18 protein-coding genes and 1 pseudogene are annotated in these 21,252 nt (G+C 41.7%); 8 read left to right on the plus strand and 11 right to left on the minus strand.

The annotated features are described in order from the left end of the window. Positions 1 to 106: 106 nt before the first annotated feature. Entirely contained in the window at positions 107 to 2,365 is a 2,259-nt protein-coding gene (gene psaA, locus AC5JL8_RS05825) for a photosystem I core protein PsaA (RefSeq protein ID WP_495878830.1), read from the minus strand. Positions 2,366 to 2,959: 594 nt separating this feature from the next. On the opposite strand from psaA, the gene AC5JL8_RS05830 reads away from it, so the two are divergent. Next, positions 2,960 to 4,588 carry a hypothetical protein gene (locus tag AC5JL8_RS05830; protein ID WP_495878931.1) on the plus strand — a complete coding sequence of 543 codons (1,629 nt, stop codon included), beginning with the start codon at positions 2,960 to 2,962 and terminating at the stop codon, positions 4,586 to 4,588. Between the two features lie 10 nt (positions 4,589 to 4,598). Here AC5JL8_RS05830 and glsA read toward each other — a convergent pair whose 3' ends face one another. Together glsA and AC5JL8_RS05840 are read right to left on the minus strand one after the other, a co-directional pair. Then, positions 4,599 to 5,513 (minus strand): glutaminase A, encoded by a 915-nt coding sequence (gene glsA, locus AC5JL8_RS05835; protein ID WP_495878831.1) that lies wholly within the window; start codon positions 5,511 to 5,513, stop codon positions 4,599 to 4,601. Positions 5,514 to 5,555: 42 nt separating this feature from the next. Further along, the gene (locus tag AC5JL8_RS05840) at positions 5,556 to 6,338 is read right to left on the minus strand and encodes an SIMPL domain-containing protein (protein ID WP_495878832.1); all 783 of its coding nucleotides are present in this window, start codon (positions 6,336 to 6,338) and stop codon (positions 5,556 to 5,558) included. Between the two features lie 275 nt (positions 6,339 to 6,613). Between AC5JL8_RS05840 and AC5JL8_RS05845 the strand changes: the two genes are divergently transcribed. From AC5JL8_RS05845 to AC5JL8_RS05865, 5 genes are all read left to right on the plus strand, one after another. Next, complete coding sequence (locus AC5JL8_RS05845) at positions 6,614 to 8,131, plus strand: thioredoxin-like domain-containing protein (RefSeq protein ID WP_495878833.1); 1,518 nt, start codon at positions 6,614 to 6,616, stop codon at positions 8,129 to 8,131. Positions 8,132 to 8,270: 139 nt separating this feature from the next. Next, on the plus strand, positions 8,271 to 8,684 hold the full coding sequence (locus AC5JL8_RS05850) for a KGK domain-containing protein (protein ID WP_495878834.1): 414 nt from the start codon (positions 8,271 to 8,273) through the stop codon (positions 8,682 to 8,684). Beyond that, on the plus strand, positions 8,681 to 9,031 hold the full coding sequence (locus AC5JL8_RS05855) for a DUF952 domain-containing protein (RefSeq protein ID WP_495878835.1): 351 nt from the start codon (positions 8,681 to 8,683) through the stop codon (positions 9,029 to 9,031). The genes AC5JL8_RS05850 and AC5JL8_RS05855 overlap by 4 nt, the downstream gene beginning before the upstream one ends. Positions 9,032 to 9,094: 63 nt before the next feature. Further along, positions 9,095 to 9,283 (plus strand): DUF4089 domain-containing protein, encoded by a 189-nt coding sequence (locus AC5JL8_RS05860; RefSeq protein WP_495878836.1) that lies wholly within the window; start codon positions 9,095 to 9,097, stop codon positions 9,281 to 9,283. Further along, entirely contained in the window at positions 9,280 to 10,653 is a 1,374-nt protein-coding gene (locus tag AC5JL8_RS05865; RefSeq protein ID WP_495878837.1) for an AtzE family amidohydrolase, read from the plus strand. Before AC5JL8_RS05860 ends, AC5JL8_RS05865 begins: the two co-directional genes overlap by 4 nt. A 148-nt stretch (positions 10,654 to 10,801) precedes the next feature. Here the strand turns inward: AC5JL8_RS05865 and AC5JL8_RS05870 are convergent, their stop codons facing one another. The 3 genes from AC5JL8_RS05870 to AC5JL8_RS05880 form a co-directional block, all read right to left on the minus strand. After that, positions 10,802 to 11,809 (minus strand): alpha/beta hydrolase, encoded by a 1,008-nt coding sequence (locus tag AC5JL8_RS05870; RefSeq protein WP_495878838.1) that lies wholly within the window; start codon positions 11,807 to 11,809, stop codon positions 10,802 to 10,804. 148 nt (positions 11,810 to 11,957) lie between these two features. Beyond that, entirely contained in the window at positions 11,958 to 12,464 is a 507-nt protein-coding gene (locus AC5JL8_RS05875; RefSeq protein WP_495878839.1) for a GNAT family N-acetyltransferase, read from the minus strand. Beyond that, a complete protein-coding gene (locus tag AC5JL8_RS05880) occupies positions 12,448 to 12,972 on the minus strand; it encodes a GNAT family N-acetyltransferase (RefSeq protein WP_495878840.1) in 525 nt (174 codons plus the stop codon). Before AC5JL8_RS05880 ends, AC5JL8_RS05875 begins: the two co-directional genes overlap by 17 nt. A 41-nt stretch (positions 12,973 to 13,013) precedes the next feature. Between AC5JL8_RS05880 and AC5JL8_RS05885 the strand changes: the two are divergent. After that, positions 13,014 to 13,915: pseudogene (locus AC5JL8_RS05885) on the plus strand (isopenicillin N synthase family dioxygenase). Beyond that, positions 13,915 to 15,081 (plus strand): NAD(P)/FAD-dependent oxidoreductase, encoded by a 1,167-nt coding sequence (locus AC5JL8_RS05890; protein WP_495878841.1) that lies wholly within the window; start codon positions 13,915 to 13,917, stop codon positions 15,079 to 15,081. The pseudogene AC5JL8_RS05885 and the gene AC5JL8_RS05890 overlap by 1 nt, the downstream one beginning before the upstream one ends. Before the next feature lie 12 nt (positions 15,082 to 15,093). Here AC5JL8_RS05890 and AC5JL8_RS05895 read toward each other — a convergent pair whose 3' ends face one another. The 5 genes from AC5JL8_RS05895 to AC5JL8_RS05915 form a co-directional block, all read right to left on the minus strand. Beyond that, a complete protein-coding gene (locus AC5JL8_RS05895) occupies positions 15,094 to 15,864 on the minus strand; it encodes a hypothetical protein (RefSeq protein WP_495878842.1) in 771 nt (256 codons plus the stop codon). A gap of 8 nt (positions 15,865 to 15,872) precedes the next feature. Then, complete coding sequence (locus AC5JL8_RS05900) at positions 15,873 to 17,189, minus strand: cytochrome P450 (RefSeq protein WP_495878843.1); 1,317 nt, start codon at positions 17,187 to 17,189, stop codon at positions 15,873 to 15,875. A 166-nt stretch (positions 17,190 to 17,355) separates the two neighbouring features. Then, a complete protein-coding gene (ilvD, locus tag AC5JL8_RS05905) occupies positions 17,356 to 19,044 on the minus strand; it encodes a dihydroxy-acid dehydratase (protein WP_495878844.1) in 1,689 nt (562 codons plus the stop codon). Between the two features lie 144 nt (positions 19,045 to 19,188). Next, the gene (locus tag AC5JL8_RS05910; RefSeq protein WP_495878845.1) at positions 19,189 to 20,259 is read right to left on the minus strand and encodes a WD40 repeat domain-containing protein; all 1,071 of its coding nucleotides are present in this window, start codon (positions 20,257 to 20,259) and stop codon (positions 19,189 to 19,191) included. A 539-nt stretch (positions 20,260 to 20,798) separates the two neighbouring features. Continuing rightward, positions 20,799 to 21,092 carry a hypothetical protein gene (locus AC5JL8_RS05915; RefSeq protein WP_495878932.1) on the minus strand — a complete coding sequence of 98 codons (294 nt, stop codon included), beginning with the start codon at positions 21,090 to 21,092 and terminating at the stop codon, positions 20,799 to 20,801. Between the last annotated feature and the right edge of the window lie 160 nt (positions 21,093 to 21,252).

Consider the following 21,252-nt stretch of genomic DNA (forward strand, 5'->3'; position numbering starts at 1 on the left):
TTTAGCCATCAGGTATCAGCATATGGAGTTTTGAGTCTGAGTTCTGAGTTTTGATTGGGCACTCAACGCTCAGTACTCAGCACTCAGCACTCCATATAACTGATTGCTATCCTACTGAAAGAATGTGTGCGTGGAAGAAAGCCCAGGTGGTGGCAATTCCTCCTAAGAGGTAGTGAGCTACACCTACAGCACGACCCTGAATAATGCTCAGAGCGCGAGGCTGTATTGTTGGAGCTACTTTCAGTTTATTATGAGCCCAAACGATGGACTCAATTAGTTCTTGCCAGTAGCCACGACCACTGAACAGGAACATCAAGCTGAATGCCCAAACAAAGTGAGCACCCAAGAACATTAGACCGTAACCAGAAAGTGCACTTCCGTAGGAGTTGATTACTTGTGCAGCTTGTGCCCACAAGAAGTCACGCAACCAGCCATTGATTGTGATGGCACCTTGGGCAAAGTTACCACCAGTGATATGAGTCACATTACCAGCTGCGTCTACAGTTCCCCAAACATCTGATTGCATCTTCCAGCTGAAGTGGAAAATAGCAATTGAAATGGTGTTGTACATCCAGAACAGTCCGAGGAACACATGGTCCCAACCAGACACTTGGCAGGTACCGCCACGACCAGGGCCATCGCAAGGGAAGCGGAAGCCCAAGTTTGCCTTATCTGGAATCAGACGTGAGCTACGAGCAAACAGGAATCCTTTTAACAGAATCAGCACTGTGACATGAATCTGGAATGCGTGAATGTGGTGGATCATGAAATCCGCCGTACCCAACGCAATCGGCATCATTGCCACTTTGCCGCCTACTGCCAAAATACCGCCGCCAAAAGCATAGCTTACTGGTTCGAGGGCATTAGGAGCAGTGCCACCAGGAGCCAGGGTGTGCAGGTTTTGCACCCACTGAGCAAATACTGGTTGTAACTGAATTGCCGTATCCGAGAACATATCTTGGGGACGTCCCAAGGCACGCATTGTGTCATTGTGTACGTACAGCCCAAAGCTATGGAAGCCAAGGAATATACATACCCAGTTGAGGTGAGAGATGATAGCATCTCTGTGACGAAGCACCCGATCCAGCACGTTATTTTGGTTCACTACTGGATCGTAATCGCGCACCATGAAGATGCTAGCGTGAGCAGCACCACCCACAATTAGGAAGGCACCGATCCACATATGGTGAGTGAATATGCACAATTGCGTTGCATAATCAGTTGCCAAATATGGATATGGAGGCATCGCGTACATGTGGTGTGCCACGATGATGGTTAGCGAACCCAGCATGGCAAGGTTAGTTCCCAACTGAGCGTGCCAAGAGGTGGTCATGTTTTCGTAGAGACCCTTATGTCCTTCACCAGTGAAAGGACCTTTGTGGTTTTCTAGGATCTCTCTGATACTGTGACCAATACCCCAGTTAGTACGGTACTGATGTCCGGCAATGATGAAGATAACAGCGATCGCCAAGTGGTGATGAGAAATATCTGTCATCCACAAGCCGCCTGTTACAGGATTCAGACCGCCCTTGAAGGTGAGGAAATCAGCGTACTGGCCCCAGTTCAACGTCCAGAAAGGAGTTAAACCATTGGCAAAGCCAGGGAACAGGTCGATCAACAAGTCTTTGTTCAGGATGAACTCGTGGGGCAAGGGGATATCTTTTACAGCTACCCCTGCATCCAACAGCTTGTTGGTCGGTGCTGACACATGAATCACGTGACCAGCCCATCCCAAGGAACCACAACCTAACAACACTGCTAAGTGGTGATTCAGCATTGACTCTACGTTCTGGAACCATTCCAGTTTTGGAGCGCGCTTGTGGTAATGGAACCAACCGGCAAACAGGAATAAGCCTGCCAGTACCAAGCCGCCAATGGCAGTTACGTAGAGCTGGAATGTGTTTGTAATACCCCAGCCACGCCATACTTGGAACAAGCCAGAGGTGATTTGAATACCGTGGAAGCCACCGCCAACATCACCATTTAAAATGTCTTGTCCCACAATGGGCCAAACGACTTGAGCACTAGGCCTTACATTCAAAGGGTCGCTCAGCCAAGCTTCGTAGTTGGAAAACTTAGCGCCGTGGAATATCATCCCGCTCAGCCAAATCGTCACTATTGCTAAGTGGCCGAAGTGTGCTGCGAATACCTTGCGGGAGATGTCTTCTAGATCGCTTGTATGTGTATCAAAATCGTGGGCGAGGGCATGCAGGTTCCAAATCCATGTGGTGGTTTTGGGACCTCTAGCTAAAGTTCTGTCGAAGTGTCCGGGTTGTGCCCATCTCTCAAATGAGGTAGGTACAGGGTCTTTATCGACTATCACTCTTGCCTTTTTTTCCTCTCGCTCCGGAGGACTAATCGTCATTCGACCTCCTCTCTAGATAAGGAATGAGGAATCATGAAACCACAAAGTGAACCATTATCGCTGCTTCCAGAATTTACCTGGGGGAGCGATGAAGAGCCTATGTGGAAGTTGTTTCTGTTGAATTATAGAGTCTTCACTTGTACATTGTTGGAGAGAAGTTAACAATAATTCAAAATCACTGGAATAATTGTCTAATCTGCCTTTGAAGTTCAAAATAATGGTCAAAAAGTCAAGACTTTATTCATTTTATTTACAAACAAACATAATTTGTAAAATTTATGGTTTGAATGGGTAAACTGAAAATTTTTGCTGTTATTGTTGTTGCCGGCTCATTTAATTTACTACTGACAAAAATCGTCAAAAAAGCACTTAAATACTCAAAAGTCCTTAGTCACTACTAGTAATGGCTGATGACTAAACAACCAAGACAAGGAAAAGTTCATCCCATCCCTTGAAGGAATAGGCTTTCCCGTCGTTTTTCTGTAAAAGTAATGAATCATCAAGGAGGTTTCACCTTTTGGGCTATAGTGCCCTATGGACAGTTTGATACAAAATAATCTGTCAGTTGTTAAAGGCTATCACTGGGTGGAAGGCATGAAAATGTGGCAGAAGACGGTGTTAGAGAATCTCCTTCCCAAGAGATTCGCTCTTTTTAGATGGTTAATAACATTGTTACTAGCCTTGAGTTTGGTAAGCTGTGGCGAGAAAGCTGTAAGCCAAGACGTTTCTGTTAGCAGCTATACAGGAAGTCCACAGCAGATTTCCAAAGAATTTTCGGAAGTTGCCCCACCTAGTACTATTCAAGAACTACGCTCAACCCTAGAGGTTTATCAGCCACAGGTAAGTATAATTACACCGCAAGCTGAAGAAGTCTTGAAAGACAACAAAGTTACAGTTCGCTTCCAAGTTAAAGATTTACCAATATTTAAAGACCCGAAACTCGAATTAGGGCCTCATCTTCATGTAATTGTTGACAATCAACCTTACATAGCTGTTTACGACTTAAATCAGCCCTTAGCGTTACCAGACTTGTCTCCTGGTACTCATACTTTGCGAGTCTTTGCCTCTCGCCCTTGGCATGAAAGCTTTAAAAATGAAGGCGCTTACGCCCAGACAACATTTCACATTTTAAGCAAAACTGATGACAACAACCCCGATCCAGCCCTGCCTCTGCTAACCTACAGCCGTCCTAAAGGGGATTACGGGGCAGAACCGATACTACTGGATTTTTACCTGACTAACGCGCCACTGCATCTCCTTGCTCAAGACAACTCCAAGAATGAATTCAGTGATTGGCGCATTCGTTGCACAATAAATGGTGAAAGCTTCGTTCTTGATCGCTGGCAGGCAATTTACCTCAAAGGCTTCAAACCAGGTAAAAATTGGGTCAAGCTAGAATTTCTCGATAACCAGGGTAATCCTGTAAAAAATGTCTTTAACACCACAGTTGGGCTGATTAACTACCAGCCAAACGGTAAAGATACTCTGGCGAGAATTGTCAGAGGCGAACTCAAAGCTGATGAGGTACGCGGTATTGTAGACCCGAATTATACTGCCAAGATACCAGCGGCAGAACCAGCGCCCACACCTACGCCTACTGCTACTCCTAAGGTTGAAATCACACCCGAAACACAACCACAAGAAGAAAAGCAGCCACTTCCAGAAACTGAGATTCCAATACCTCAAACACAACCAACTGAGTTAAAACAGCCAACGGTTGTGCCATCCCCCAGCTTAAGTCCTACGCCGGAACCAATTAAACCACCAAAGGCGACACCAGAACCACAGCCAGAGGTAACGCCAACACCTGAAGCTACTGAGTTACCCGAAAAAGTGGCTCCTCAACCAGACAAACGAAAATTTGGTGGGTATTTCCAGCGTCGTCCGCGTCCAACTGCTGTACCATCTCCCAGCTTGCCACCGACACTGCCAGAGGTTATTGAGTCTCCTGTACCAGAACCAACTGCACCACCAGAGGCGACACCAGCACCACAGCCAGAGGTAACGCCAACACCTGAGACTACTGAGTTACCTGAAAAAGTAGCTCCTCAACCAGAAAGACGAAAATTTAGCGAATATTTCCAACGTCGTCCGCGTCCAACTGCTGTACCATCTCCTAGTTTGCCACCGACATTACCAGAAATTATTGAATCTCCCGTACCAGAACCCCAGCTAGAGGTAACGCCAACAGGTGAGCAAACTAATGAACAGCAAGGGAGCTAAAGAGTTAGTGTTAACCGAAGATACTCAAATTTAACTTCTGAGATAAAATTTCGAGAAAGGCGATCGCTGCTACAGGATTTCCGATACTATCCAAGGCAGGACTATAGCAAGCGATCGCTCCCTCTTTTGGTACTACTGCTAACAGTCCACCACCAATGCCTGACTTCATCGGTAAACCAATCTTGACTGCAAACTGGGAAGATGCCTGATACAGTCCGCAGGTTAACATTATGGCATTGACAATTTGACGATGTTGTGGTAATACAACACTGTTGTGACAAGCTAAGATTTTTCCTAGTAGAGCTAAATCTTTTACTTGCCCTGAGAGACAACATATTTGCTCGTAAGTATCAAGAGCTACTTCACTATTTTCGATCTGCTGAGTTTCGGCAAGATAGTTAGCGATCGCTTGATTGGCTATTGAGCGTTTTAAACGCACGGAGTCCAGCATGAGTTCGTCTAATTTTAGCTGGCAACCTGCTAATTGGTTCAGCCATTGACAAAATTTTTGAGTGCGATCGCTAGCATTTTTTCCTGGTAACTTATCTGCGAGGGTAATTGCCCCACTATTAATCATCGGATTACGGGGGTGTCCGCGATCGGCAATCAGTTGGTCTAAAGAATTGAATGCTTCATCTGATGGTTCCACCCCTACCCACTTTAAAACCGTCTCTGTTCCCAAATGTGCCAGCAGATAAAGTAATGAAAACGGTTTAATGGTACTCATTAGTGGGAACACACGAGATATATCACCTGCGCTGAAAGTTTCTCCCGTTTCACAGCAAATGTAAACCGCAAACCAACGAGGATCAGCCATAGCCAATCGTGGGGTACGGTCAGCAACTTGTCCTCGTTCAACCTGGGTTTTAGCTTGTTCTACCCAAGCTGATAACTCTGTAGTGGTTAATGCTTTAAGTCCTTTCAAAAGTGATACACGCTAAAACTATTTCTAGTTTATGTAAAGCAGTTACTCAGTAGCAGACTGATAGCGAACTTGTAGCGTTACAAAAGCTTGTATCCGTTGTTCTCCAGCAACAACAGGTGTGCTGGCTAAATCCCCTAAAGCCGCTTTCTGTGCCAAGTTTGTTGTGTCTAGTGCTGTTGGGGTAGGCGGACTAGCACCGTTAATTTGAATGCTGACAATTTCCTGTTGCTTCAGTTGCAAAGCACCCAAAGCTGCATCTGCTTGAGAACGAGCATCTTTCGAGGCTGCATTGATTGCTTGTTTTTGTGCAGCAGCGATCGCCTCATCTGATGCTACTAATGTTACACCATCGATTCTTGTAGCTCCGGCTTTAATCGCTTCATCCAACAATGTACCAATTTTTTCTGGAGCAATTTGGAAGCGCACAATGTTAGTTGCAGAATAGCCAGAGATTACTTGCTTGCCATCTTTTTGGCTATAGCGAGGATTAAGACTGATACTGGTAGTCTCCAATTTAGTCACATCCTGACGTGCTTTCAATAAATTAACTACCGCTGCCGATCGCTTTGCAAGTTCCTGTTGGACAAGTGCAGACGTTTGGGCCTGCACCTCCACACCCAAACTTACTCGTGCAGTTGTTTTAGGAATATCTACGACTCCTCGTCCAGAAACCACAAGTGTTTGAGATGGAAATACCACATTTGGCTCAACTCGGCCCACAGCTGCTTGGCAACCTACCAAACTCAACAACCCTAAAGTAGGTAGTAGCCATTGCAATGGTTTACCAGCATTTAGTCTAAAACTTGGCGAAGAAAATAAATTCATAATTTAATCAAAAAATTTTTGTGTGTTTCCAATGTGGCACTTGAACAGTTATTGTCTGCTGGCGTTACAGTTTTGGAAACTTAAAAAATCGCCTTTATAAAAGGAAGCCTGGATTAGGAGTGATTACGTGACAAGCTTCACAATTATGGAATTAGCTCTTAGTGCAAAGAATATCTTATGACCACAATGTGCAAAAGTATATATTGTTTGATAAACAAGGTAACAGATTCCGCCTGTATCAAGCCTTGTTTTGTATGCCTTAATTACCAATTAATATGATTCCTCGTGTTAGAGCGCCAGAATTACCGCAAAATTATCCTTGGTTTAATACTGATAAACCATTATCTATTAAAAAACTCAAGGGCAGAGTTGTAATTTTAGATTTTTGGACATACTGCTGTATTAATTGCCTGCATATCCTGCCAGACCTAAAATATTTAGAACAAAAATATCAGGATAGCCTGACAGTTATCGGTGTTCACTCAGCTAAATTTGATAATGAGAAAGAAACTGAAAATATTCGCCAAGCTATCTTGCGCTATGAGATCGAACATCCAGTTGTAGTAGATAGTGGTTTTCGGATTTGGCAAGAGTATGCTGTACGTGCTTGGCCTACCTTAATGATTATTGATCCAGAAGGTTATGTAATTAGCTATGTTTCTGGCGAAGGTCATCGTGATGCATTAGACCAGCTAATTGAAAAACTAATTTTAGAACATCGTGAAAAAGGCACAATTAATTTTCAAGAACTCAACCTAAATTTAGAAAAACAGCGCCAAACATTAATTACACCCCTAGCTTTTCCTGGTAAAGTCTTAGCTACGCCAGCAGGATTATTTATTGCTGACTCTGGCCATCATCGTTTAGTAATGAGTAGCTTTAAAGGTGAAATTCTGCACGTAATTGGTACAGGAAAATCTGGTTTAACTGACGGTAATTTTAATAAAGCACAGTTTTCTGCACCTCAAGGAATGGTATTTGATGCAGATAATCAAATTCTCTACGTTGCTGATACAGAAAATCATGCTTTACGGCAAGTTGATTTGCAGCGTCAAGTTGTGGAAATCATTGCGGGAACTGGTGAACAAAGTCCTAGTATTCGTCCTCATGGTGGTGCTGGTTTAGACACAGCGCTAAATTCTCCTTGGGATTTGGTGAAAGTAGGAAATACCTTGTTTATTGCGATGGCGGGATCGCATCAAATTTGGGAAATGGATTTAGAAACTGGGGTTATCAAAACTTATGCTGGTATGGGCGCAGAAGCTTGTATTGATGGTTCATTGATTGAATCTGCTTTTGCTCAACCTAGTGGTATTACTAGCAATAGCGAAGAGTTATATGTTGCTGATAGTGAAGTGAGTTCAATTCGCGGTGTGGAAATAGTGGAACCGCGTTTAGTTAGAACTGTGTGCGGTAGTGGTGATTTATTTGGTTTTGGTGATGTAGATGGACAAGGTGAAAATGTCCGGTTACAGCATTGTTTGGGGGTAGAATATGCTGAGAATTATTTATGGGTAGCAGATACATATAACCACAAAATTAAATTAGTTAGTCCCAACACAGGTAATTGTCAAACAATTTTGGGTGATGGTGTGATGGGTTTGCAGGATGGACAAAGTAAGAATGCTCGATTTTTTGAACCTTCGGGATTGAGTATTATGGGTTCAAATTTATATATTGCTGATACTAATAATCATGTAATTCGTTGTGTTAATTTGAATTCGTTTGAAGTAACAACGCTGAAGTTGGTGGGTTTGTGTGCGCCGGATGTTTGTGTTCCGTCTAATTTTTAGGATGATTTCTCACGCAAAGACGCAAAGGCGCAAAGCTTTTTTAGGAGCTTGATTTCAGTGCTTTTACTGAATTGATGTTAAAAATTGTAGTTTAAAATAATTAGTTAAAATTACCAACTAGATATTAACTGCATTGTGAATGAATAATAACTTTACTCCCTTAAACTGTGATGATGATATCATCCTCATTGCCACAGACAGTTTTACGGTAAGCAGGTTAAAAGAGTTAGTTATAAAAGGAATTAGGCAAAAACAACCTTTAAGTGGTAATAACACTACTCTTCGCACTGATTTACTTATTTCTCATTTTCAAAATTTTAAAATTTATGAACGAGATATTTACTTAAATGAAATTAAGTTCCAAATTTTAGAAAAATGCCAATTACTAAAAATAGGTACTAAAGGTTGGCAGGCAGGAGAAATAATAATAACTTTGTCTATTTCACCGAATGGAAAGAAAAAAGATGATGTTTACCTAGAATTTTGTCCTGATGAACCAATTGAACCTGAATCACCCTTAGACGATATTCGCAAAATGATACAAGCAACATGAGTACTATTTTCCATATTACACAAGCTGAACAATGGGAACAAGCAGAAGTAATGGGCAGCTATCGTGCTGATTCATTGGATACTGAGAGATTTATTCACTGTTCAGAAGCTAGGCAATTAGTTAAGGTTGCAAATAGGTTTTTTCGGAATCAAAAGGGATTGGTATTACTATTTATAGATACTCAGAAAGTTCAACCTGAAGTTCGTTATGAGGAGGCGGAAATAGGCGAGTTATTTCCTCATATTTATGGTGAGTTAAATATTGATGCTGTGTTTCAGGTTATTGATTTTGAACCTGGGGAAGATGGTTTGTTTGAGTTACCGCAAGAAGTTGTAGATTTAGGTTAACGTAGACGCGCAGCGGCTTGCCGCAGGCTACCACAGAGGCGCAAAGGACGCAGAGGAGGAGAAATGGAGAGTCAGGGGTTTGATGTAGGTGGGTATGTGGATCAGATGGCGTTGTTGGTGGATTTGCAACTGAGGGATGAGTATCGTGATGGGGTGGTGGCAAATTTTGAGAGAATTAAAGCGATCGCTCAACTTGTAAATGAATTTCCTATACCAGAAGAAATTGAAGTTGCACCAATATTTGAACCATGAATGATGCTGTATCAATAGCGGCGGCTGTGTGTGAAGGTAGAGTTAGCGCGGTGGAAGTGACTAAGGCTGCGTTAACCAGAATTGCAGCACGCGATTGTGAACTCAATTGTTTTACAGCTGTAATTGCGGAAACGGCTTTAGCAGATGCAGCCAAAATTGACAGCGAAATTGCTCAAGGTAATAATCCCGGTGCGTTGGCTGGTGTGCCTTTTGCAGCGAAAAACCTCTATGATATTGCTGGTTTAACAACTCTAGCGGGTGCAAAAATTAATGCCGAAAATCCCCCAGCTACCCAAGATGCAACAGCAGTCGCCAAGTTGAAACAGGCTGGCGCTATTTTGGTTGGGGCGTTAAATATGGATGAGTACGCCTATGGTTTCGTGACGGAAAATTCCCATTACGGCCCTACTCATAACCCCCATGATTTACAGCGTGTAGCTGGTGGTTCATCCGGTGGTTCAGCTGCGGCGGTGGCGGCTGGTTTGGTGACCTTGGCGCTGGGTTCTGATACTAACGGTTCGATTCGCGTTCCGGCGGCTTTTTGTGGAATTTTTGGACTAAAACCAACCTACGGACGCTTATCTCGTGCTGGGGTAGCTTTATTTTCGAGCAGTTTTGACCATGTTGGCCCCTTTGCGCGTTCTGTGCAGGATATTGCCACAGTTTTTGATATTCTGCAAGGAGAAGACGATCGCGATCCGGTTTGTACAAAACGTCCTGCTGAATTATGTTTACCACAACTCAATCAAGATATCTATGGTATCAAAATTGCTATTGCCGATGATTATTTTGTTAAGGGTGCAGAACCGGAAGCTTTGGCAGCAGTAGAACAGGTTGCCCGTGCTTTGGATATTAATGAGTACGTTACGATACCAGAGGCACATCGCGCTAGGGCAGCCGCATTTGTCATTACAGCCAGTGAAGGAGCAAATCTGCATTTAGATAAATTGCGATCGCGTCCCCAAGATTTTGATCATGCAACACGCGATCGCTTTTTGGCTGGGGCGTTAATACCGAGTCATTGGTATTTGCAAGCGCAAAGGTTTAGAAGATGGTATCGCGATCGCATCCGCGAAATTTTTCAAAATGTGGATATAATTATTGCCCCTACTACACCAATTGCAGCACCATTAATTGGTCAACAAACCATGATTATAGATGGTGAAGAAATTCTAGTTCGTCCCCATCTAGGATTGTTTACTCAGCCATTATCTTTCATTGGCTTACCCGTTTTATCTATACCAATTCAGCATCCAAATTCTCTACCTTTGGGTGTGCAATTAATAGCCGCACCTTATAATGAAGCGTTGATTTTAAAAGTTGCATCTACACTAGAAGCCAAAGGTTTAGTATCAGCACCAGTCGTTTAGACCAGTTGCTGAGAAAAATTTAATATAAAGGAATAAATAAAAGCTTAATGTAGGGTGTGTTATGCCGAAGGCTAACGCACCTTGAATTATTGATGGTGCCGTACTCTCAGCGATAATACACCCTACTCGCATGACTATTATTGCGTAACTAAGGGTAAACAGTATTAGGCGGGGAAAATTTATTAGTGTACTTCTTTGTTTGGGTGATCACACTTACATTTGGATCTAAATCATCACCTGTGGAATATATATAATCAAAAGCAACTTTGTCATTTAAAATAGTAGCACGCAAGAACAATCCACTCCAACGAGCAACGGTTTCTATTGATGCATTTTGGTCGAGGTCAGGCATATTTTTGTCTAGTCTAGCGCCCGTAGGATTGTTAGTATTCGTAATGCCATAGTGGTTCACGCCCAAAATACTAATTAATGTCTTGGGAGGGTGTTGAATTTGTTCATAAGTTGCCTGCGCTCTTTGAGGAATAGCTATACTGTCAATAGTTCCCTGCAATAAAGCTACTTTAATGTGGGAGTTATTGATGGGAATGAACTGTTGAGTAGTTGTGTTGCGAAGATTTGCACCAAAAAATGCTCCTGCTAAGAGTTGTTTGGGACGACTAAAAGAACCTTTACATAGAAAAGGTAGGCAGAGGTTTGCAATAGCAGATAGTCCAACAGCGCCTCCTAGAGAGTGACCAAGCAAACCTAGCTTTCTTGTATTGATAATGTTAGTAATAGGCGAATTAGGGTTCTTATTTTCTAGCTTCATTTGTGCTAACACAGCTTCAATTTGTGAAGTGTCAGCAAAAAGTCCTATACCGACCTTTTGACGATTGGCTTGATGATTGGGAACAACTACAATAAATCCGTAGCTAGCTACTATTCGGGCGAAATTTGAGTAATTTGATTTATCTACATTTGCACCTTGTAATAACAAAGCAATAGGAAATGAGCGATTCCCAATTTTATTATCTAACTGTTTGGGAAAGTAAATGTCGGCTATGTCATTATTTGCAGAAATTTTTGTAGTGTAACTATCGACATCCTTAAATAGAGGTGCAGGACTGTAAATTTCAGCCGTAGCTGTTTTTCCAATACCGCAAACAATCAAGGCTGCGCTAGCCAAAGTTACAGACAAATCTTTTAGGATAGCCACAGAAAAGGCTCCTTAACGTAACTAGATTATTTGTACTTTTTCTCAAAAGTATCCAAATAGCATTTTATCCAGTATTGTAACCAAAAAATTACAATCTTTCTCTCTTACTTCTAACAAAAAAATTACTAACTGAAACGTCTAAAAAGAATTACACCATCTCAAAAGCTGGGGGATAAATAACTTTTCCCTTGTGCATTTCTTGATAGCTTTGCAGTGGCTTAACCATGAAAAACTCTTCTGGTACTGAGAAGGGCGACTCGATTTTATAATTAACTGATGGCTCAAACCCAAAGCGATTATAAAATTGGGGATGACCGAGGACGATGATTATAGCTTCTCCTCTAATATTTGCTATTTCTAAACCGACTTGTACTAGTGCGCTACCGATTCCCTGTCTTTGAAAACGTGGATGAACAGCCATAGGTGCTAAACCAAGCACCTGAAATGTTTCTTTACCTACTAGGTCAATGTAGCTGAGTAGAATGTGAGCAACTACTAAACCTTCAACTTCTGCAACTAAAGAAAGTTCTGGAATATAACGGTCAGAATGGCGAATTTCCTCAATTAATTTAGCCTCGTTATCTTGTCCAAAGGCGAGTATATTCACCTCAGTTATTGCTGGATAATCTGAGATAGTTTCACTGCGGATATTCATGTTTTAAATTCAACTCCATAAAAACCCAGTTAGCCCGATGTTCTAAAGGAATTTCAATTTTTTCAAAATATGCTTCAATATTATAAAAGCCAAGGGAATGATAAAATGACAATGCTGCTTTGGTAAACGGTGCAGTATCTAATCGTAATTTTGCATAATCAATATGGCTTGCTTCATTGATAAGAGCTATTAATAAAGACTTTCCTATGCCTTTTCTTTGAAACTCTGGTCTAACATACATCCTTTTGACTTCGCCAATATTGTCACTAATGTTTCGCAAGCAAGCACAGCCAGCGATCTTATGGTTGTACTCTCCCAAAAGTAAGCGACCTGCTGGTGGCGCAAATTCATCAAGTTGGGTTATGTGTTGTTCTAAGAACTGAGATACATCAAAACTGATACCTAATTCATGGGTAAATATTAAGTTAGACCAGGTAAAATATTCTTCCCAAAGTTCATGTAAATGGGATTGATGTTTGTCAGTCTCAAATTGGATAATTTTTAGCAAACTTTATCCCCCTGCTAATTAACTCCAAAACTAATCTACCAATGGTTGCAATTCCTATAATTAATTTAGCTGCGTTCAGCAAGGATAATACAACAAGGCAAACTGTAGCTAAAGAAATTTATCAAGCTTGTCATGAATTCGGTTTTATGTACTTGCAAAATCATGGAATATCACAAGACCTGATAGAGGAAGTGTTTACACAAAATTAATCTTTATTTAATTTACCTTTAGCTGTTAAGCAGCAGCTAGCTTGGAGTGATGAATTTAATAATACAGGCTATGTAGGTATAGAAAGAGAACGCCTGAATCCTAATAAACCAGGAGATTTGAAAGAGGCGTTTAACATAGGCAAACAAATGAAAGATTTACCTGAGTTACCTTTAAATTCCGCTAGTAAAGACCTTAGTTTTATTGTATTCTATAAAGCTTGTACAGAACTGACTAACACTGTGCTACAAGCTTTTGCTTTAGCCTTGGAATTGCCAGAAGATTTTTTTACATCCAGACACAATCAAGAAAATCATACTCTGCGAACTATCCACCGTTACAAATAACACCATTACTCGGACAAATACGTGCTGGTGAGCATTCTGATTATGGCAGTATTACTTTATTGTTCCAAGATGAAATTGGCGGGTTGGAAGTGCAAACTGCATTTGGTGAGTGGATTGCAGCACCTTCAATTCCTAGTACGGTAATAGTCAATACTGGCGATTTAATGCAACGCTGGACAAATCATGTATTTTGCTCAACTAAGCATCGGGTAATGATACCCAGTGACAGCAGGGTGAAACAGTCGCGCTATTCTGTGGCTTTTTTCTGTCATCCTAATGATGATACAGAAATTGCTGGTCTTGAGAGTTGCCGAAATAATTATTCTCCAATTTATCCTCCCATCCTTGCGGGAAAATATCTGTTGAGCCGTTTACAAGCAACATATTAATGAAGACTTACGACTGGATTGTTGTTGGTGGTGGAATTACAGGTGCTGCACTTTCTTACGAACTAGCAAAGACAGGCTTTTCAGTACTGTTATTAGAGCAAGACGAAGCACTACAAAACGCAACTCGTTATAGTTATGGTGGACTAGCTTATTGGTCAGGTACTACACCACTAACTCGCCAACTCTGCGAAGATGCGATCGCACGTTACCAAATCCTATCTCAAGAGTTAGATGCTGATATTGAATTTCGAGAATTAGATTTATTACTCACTATTCCCGCCATCAGCGACCCCAAAGCAGTTGCAGCAAACTATGCTAATTTTGCCATTCCACCCCGTTTACTCACTATTCAAGAAGCTTGTGAATTAGAACCCTTGTTAAATCGAGATGCGATCGCAGGTGCTTTAACTGTTAAACACGGTCATATCCACCCAGAAAAAACAGCACAAGCATACATCCAAGCTTTTCTGCGTGCTGGCGGTGAAATTCAGATAGCCCAAGTCTTACAAGTATTGCGAAATGGTGTAAAAACTAATACTGCCATTTTCCACAGTGCTAATATAGTTATTTGTGCGGGTGGACTCAGCCGCCAACTATTAAAATCCGCTGGGATTCCCATCAAACTGTATTTTACCCACGCAGAAATTATTAAAACTCCGCCTGTGGATGTGCGCTTAAGTACCTTAGTTATGCCAGCAAACCTGCAACGGTTTCAACTAGAAGCCAAATCTACCCAAGTTGATGAATTATGGGATGAACCAGGTAATGAACCATTACCGCCGATTTTAGATGCAGGTGCAATTCAGTTTCAAGATGGTAGTTTGCGCTTAGGTCAAATTAGCCGCACACTTACAGATCCGAATGCAAAGGTAAATCCTGAAGAAAGTGAACAGTGGTTACGCAAAAGTATCGGGCAAGTTTTACCAGCCTTAGAAAATTTACCAGGAACTTGGCATCATTGCTTAGTTGCTTTTAGTAGCGATCGCGCAGCGTGTCCTAAAGACTCTCGTTTACCTATAATTGGTGCTATTCCTAACTTTGAGAATATTCATATCTTTTCTGGGTTCAGCAACCCTTTAGTGATTGTACCTCCCTTAGCACAGCGCTTTGCTAATTTCGCAACTGGCAAGGAAGATGAAATAATTGCCCAGCTATGTTTAAGGTGATGATTTATTGTGTTACGAATTAGTATTAAACCATTTGGTAGTAGTTAGTTGTTGGTGTATATCATCAGTGATTGTGCCTGAAGCAATCAAGTTTGCGGCCTCTTGTAAAAGCTCATGCTGTTCCTTTTGAATTGCTTCTAAGCGATGAGAAATTTCTGCCAATCTTTGCTGTTTATCTGGATAACCTATTTGATAATTTTCAGGTAATAGATTTGAAATATTATCAGTCTTTTGAACTACCGTAATTTTTTGAAGCGCAAAACTACCAAACTTGCTCACCGATGAAAAACTAACTTTAATAAAAGCCTGAATTAATTTTAATGGAACTTGCAAGATTGACCAACTAGCGGTCTCAATCAAGCGCATTATTGCTTTAATAATGCTCCAAACTAACGCTAAGATAAACAGCAGCAGCACAGAACTAATAATTGGATGATTAGCTGCCCAGCCTAGTATTTGAAATAGTCTAAAAATTGCCGGGTGTTGTGTCAGCCAATCATTCATAGAAGAAGCAATCGCACCTTTTACAGCTACCGATGTTGTAGTCTTAATTTGATCGGCAGTTTGCAAACTTTGTTCTACAGAACCCTTAGTTTGTTCCCAGGTTGTCGTAACTGTATTAATTGCTTTATCAGTAGCTTGATCTGCCGTTTCTGTTAAAGATTGTCCAGCTTGTTGTGCTGAGTTCGTTAAAGACTTAACACTTTCATTGACAAAATCTTTCGCTTGTTGCCAGCGTTGCAAAAGTCCTTGAGACAAATGCATATCTATTTGAGTTGCCATAAAACATCTCACAGGGGTTGAAATCGAACCCGCAACCCATCTTTGGGACGATTGGTAGGAATTCGTACCGACTCTAAACTTTGATTGGGTAATATTTTCCAATCATAGTTACGTAGCAGATGAGCAGCAACAATTTTCATTTCCATTTTGGCAAAGGCTATGCCAATACAGATCCGTGGCCCACCACCAAAACCAATCATACTAAAAGGATACTGTTTGTTTTCTTGACGCTGAGGACTAAATCTATCTGGATCAAAGCGTTCTGGTTCAGGATAAATTTCTTCTAGACGATGAGTTACAAAAGATGAATACAACAGTTGCCAACCAGCCGGAATATGAAAGCCATGAAATTCAAACTCTTTAATCACACCACGAAAACCACCTCCAACTGCTGGATTTAGTCTTTCAACTTCTAACAAAACCTGCTCTAAATAAGGCATTTTTCCCAATTGTTCTAAGCTCAAGCTACCTTGACTAGCAAGTTGCAATTGTTCTGCTCTAGCACGTTCCATTACTTCTGGATGACGCGCTAATTCTAAACACAACCAAGTTAGCATTGAAGAGGTAGTTTCATGTCCAGCAAAGATTAACAGTACTGCTTGGGCAATAAGTTCCTTTTCACTCATCCTATTGCCTTCTTCATCTCTAGCTTGAATTAACAAACTAAGAGCATCTTTAGTGGGGTTTTGCTGGCGTTCTCTAACAACCTGAGTTATATGCTCTAGAATTTGATTGCGAGCTGCTACAGCTTTTCCAAATTTAGTAAATGGTAATGGTAATCTATTAATCGAAAAGAAACCATTGGTTAAAGATTTGAATAACTGGCTCAAGCGAGCATTTTCTTTGCCAGGATTAGTACCTAACAATAACTGACTCGCAATATCAAATGTCAATTGTTTAAATTCATCAAACCAAGTAAACTCCTGTTTTTCTTCCCACTTTTTAAGATAGCCACGTGTAATATCTTCCATTGTCGAAACATAATTGGCTAATGCTGGCCCATGTAAAGCTGGCATCATCAGGCGGCGATTTTTGCGATGTTCTTCTCCGTCTTGCAGAAACAATGATTCGCCCAACAATATTTTGAAATTCTCAGGCCATCCCTCACGCCAAGAAAAATATTCCATGTGACTAGAAAGAACGAACTCAATAGCTTCTGGCCCTACCATCACTACAGTCGGTCTACCCAAAATATTAGTTTGAAATATTGAGCCATAGCGCTGATAGCGTTGTTTGACAAAATTGTAAGGGTCGACAACAAAACCAAGCGTCTCACCTAATATAGGTAAACCAGAGTTTCCAGGTGGTAGTTGAGAACTTTTCATTAGTTAGATTATTTTCTAGCAAGCGCAATAGACCTATCTTCAAAATAACGCAGCAGGCAGATAACAGAATGTTTATGTTCAAAATGAATAAGGGAAGCAGTCCGTCTTCGCTGAACGCCAAAGCCGGAAAGATTCTGCCTCCAGTCAGAGAGTTAATAACTAATTACTATTCAAACAAGTCCAAATCTGTTACAGCACCAAGACTGCTAGAAGCTACCAATTTGGCATATTTAGCCAGCACACCTTTGGTGTAACGTGGTTTAGGAGGTTGCCAGTTGGCACGACGACGGGTTAATTCTTCGTCGGATATGTTCAACTGTAATAGACGAGCAGGGGCATCAATTGTGATGCTATCACCTTCTTCTACAAGGGCGATCGCACCCCCAACTGCTGCTTCTGGCGCAACATGACCAACTACCATGCCGTAAGTACCGCCAGAAAATCGCCCATCGGTAATTAATCCTACCGAATCACCCAAACCAGCACCGATAATTGCTGAGGTGGGAGCCAGCATTTCTCGCATACCAGGGCCACCCTTTGGCCCTTCATAGCGGATGACAAGCACATCACCGGCTTTAATTTTACCTGCGAGAATCGCATCTAAACAGGATTCTTCAGATTCAAATACCCGCGCTGGACCTGTAATTACTGGCCTTTTCACTCCGGTAATTTTAGCAACCGCGCCTTCTGTTGCCAGATTGCCTTTGAGGATGGCTAAGTGACCTTGAGAATACATCGGGTTATTCCAAGGACGGATCACATCTTGGTTCGCGGGTGGTTCGTCTGGTACGTCTGCTAGAACCTCTGCAATTGTTTGACCACTGATGGTGAGACAATCACCGTGGAGTAATCCATGCACAAGTAACATTTTCATTACTTGAGGAATACCACCAGCTTTGTGTAAGTCTGTAGCTACATATCTACCACTAGGTTTTAAATCACACAGAACTGGAACACGGGCACGGATAACTTCAAAGTCATCCAAAGTTAGTTCTACACCAGCAGCGCGAGCGATCGCCAGAAAATGTAATACTGCATTTGTCGAACCACCAACCGCCATAATTACAGAAATAGCATTTTCTATAGATTGGCGGGTAATAATATCACGGGGCAAGATTTGCTTGCGAATCGCTTCTACTAAAACGAATGCTGATTTTTCTGTACTGTCAGCTTTTTCCGCATCTTCAGCTGCCATTGTAGAAGAATAAGCTAAACTCATTCCCATTGCTTCAAAAGCAGAAGACATAGTATTAGCTGTGTACATTCCACCGCAGGAACCAGCACCAGGACAAGCATGACGTTCAACTTCTAGTAGTTCATGATCATCAATTCTTCCAGCGCTGTATTGACCGACAGCTTCAAAAGAACTGACAACAGTTAAGTCACGCCCATCGTAGTGTCCGGGTTTAATCGTGCCACCGTAAACAAAAATAGCAGGAATATTCATCCGAGCGATCGCCAGCATTGCCCCTGGCATATTCTTATCGCAACCACCGATGGCAAGAACACCATCCATACTTTGGCCAGTACAGGCGGTTTCAATTGAGTCGGCAATTACTTCTCGTGATACCAAGGAATATTTCATCCCTTCGGTTCCCATCGAAATGCCATCGCTAATAGTAATTGTGCCGAACAGTTGCGGCATTGCCCCAGCATTTTTAACGGCAACTTCTGCCCTTTGTGCCAGTTTATTTATCCCCATATTGCAGGGGGTAATAGTACTATAACCATTAGCAATACCAACAATAGCTTTCAGGAAATCTTCATCTTGAAAACCTACTGCACGTAGCATTGCTCTATTAGGCGATCGCTGTACCCCTTGCGTTACAACCCGACTTCTTAAATTCTCCGACATCTTCTTTCCTTGTTTGCCATCATCGCAACAGTTGCGATTGTCTCACTGATTTTCTCATGCACAAGAAGCACATAAAAAGAAAGATATCACTTTTGTAGGAAGCGAAAAATACCAGCTATGTTGATATAAGTTTTCGGGTTGTTGCTAATTGTGTTTTGGTTGAGTTCCCCAAATCTTAATTTGTTTATCAAAGCCGCCACTAGCAAGCATTTGTCCATTCGGACTAAAAGCGATCGCACTTACCCAGTCAGTATGCTCGTTAAGTGTATTAATTAATTCACCTGTATTTAAATTCCACAGCTTAATTCCATCTTTACCAGCACTGGCAAGGGTCTGTCCATTAGGGTTAATAGCAATAGCATTTACCCAATTTTTGTTTTCTGCCAGGATGCGGACAAGTTCATTATTATTAATATTCCAAATTTTAATCGTGCGATCGTGGCTAGCAGTAATTAAAGTTTCTCCATCTGGTGTAAAACCTAAACTACTGACGGTATTAGAATGCGCTACAAATTCACGGATTAATTTACCTGTACTTAAGTCCCATAGTTTAATTACTCCCTTGTAGTCGCCACTAGCCAAAATTTGACCATTAGGGCTAATTGCCAAAGTATGAATCAAGTTATCAAAGCTTACTAAAGTAGCAAGGGGTCGCTGCTGTGGCAAATCCCACAAACGTATTCCATCTAAAGCACCACTGGCAAGAAGTTTACTATCAGAGGATACAGCTAAAGACATCACATTACTAGTATGTCCAACAAAAGAACGGCTAAATTTATGATTTTTCAGGTTCCACAGGTTAATAGTATTGTCAGTACTGCAACTAGCGAGGGTTTGTCCATCTGGTGAAATCGCCAAAGATTCCACAGATGTTTTATGGGCTTTGCGAATAGTCCCTACCCTGCTGCCATTTTCTAAATTCCACAAGCGAATTACACCCTCGTTCTCAGCACCACCACTAGCAAGGATTTTGCTATCTGGACTAAAAGCTAAAGATTTAACAGTTCCCGCGTGACCCTTTAAGGTATAAAGTAACTGAGGATTAGCAAAACTTTTTCTAAATGAGAAGTTTAATGCTGTTTCTGTGGCAGCATCAGCAGTATGAATGTAAAACCCCTCCCAAAGGGTGATGGGAAGGGTAACAGATGCCATGAATGCTAGGACAATACATGGACTAAGCACAGAATAGCCCCTACCTCTTCCCTCACTCTTCACTGTTTTCACTCACTTTTTAATATAGAAGCGGGTACGTAAATTATCTTTTTGAGTTATCACTCAGCACCAGTAACCTCAAGCCAGGAAGGGCGTTCGTTTCACCTGCGCGAAACCCTTCTTTTGTCAAAGATGCTTGACAGGTACTTTATCCTAGCCTAACCTCCGGCAAGCTGCGCTCCGCACATCTACGGCTTCTGAGTTGAAAGAGTGCTGAGTAACAGGCAATAGTCATTAAAATTATTCTCTTGTTCCCTTGTCCCTTATCCCCCCGCTCCCAGCCTTTAGTCAAAGCGCCCTTTTTTCATACATGGTGATGAGGCGCGCGGTGAGTGCAATGATCAAGTATTCAAACGGGCATAATATCACATAGCCACCTGAGTCAGGCTAACCCTAACTAAAACACTACAAAATATGCAGAAACTTCAGGGCTACCGAAACAGCGCTGAGTAAGGAAATAGAAATATTTTTAACTCAATACATAAGTCTGAAATCTTAATATTAGATTCACTCAGCACTCAGTACTCAGCACTTCACACTCTTTACTGGGGTGGCTTTTTCTTGGTAACGGTCAGCATGGGTAAAGTTGGACTAGATGAGCGGGAAGGCAAGTAATGTTGCACCACAGGCTCCTCTGACAAGGGACGACGTTGCTGGATACGCCACAACTTAAAACCCAGGCTTATCCCTGCTATCCCCAAGCCAAAAGCGAACAACGACCAACTATCATCTAATCCCCCAATCAGTGCATCTACTATACCCATAGTAATTAATACACTGATTAATGGTTCTTTCCGGTAGGATGACTTTAACAACCGAGGTAATACAGCATTCATCACAGCTTGGTTTAATCCAGTTTAGCTTTTGTGTCAATTTACCGAGAATACCTAGCCCGCGATCGGACTGTTCTTGGCCCTTCTTTCTGATGAAAGGCATCTAAAAGTATTATAATTTTCTTCAGTAGTAGAGGATGTGTAGTAATTAACCACCTTGCTT

The organism is Mojavia sp. (assembly GCF_059505145.1).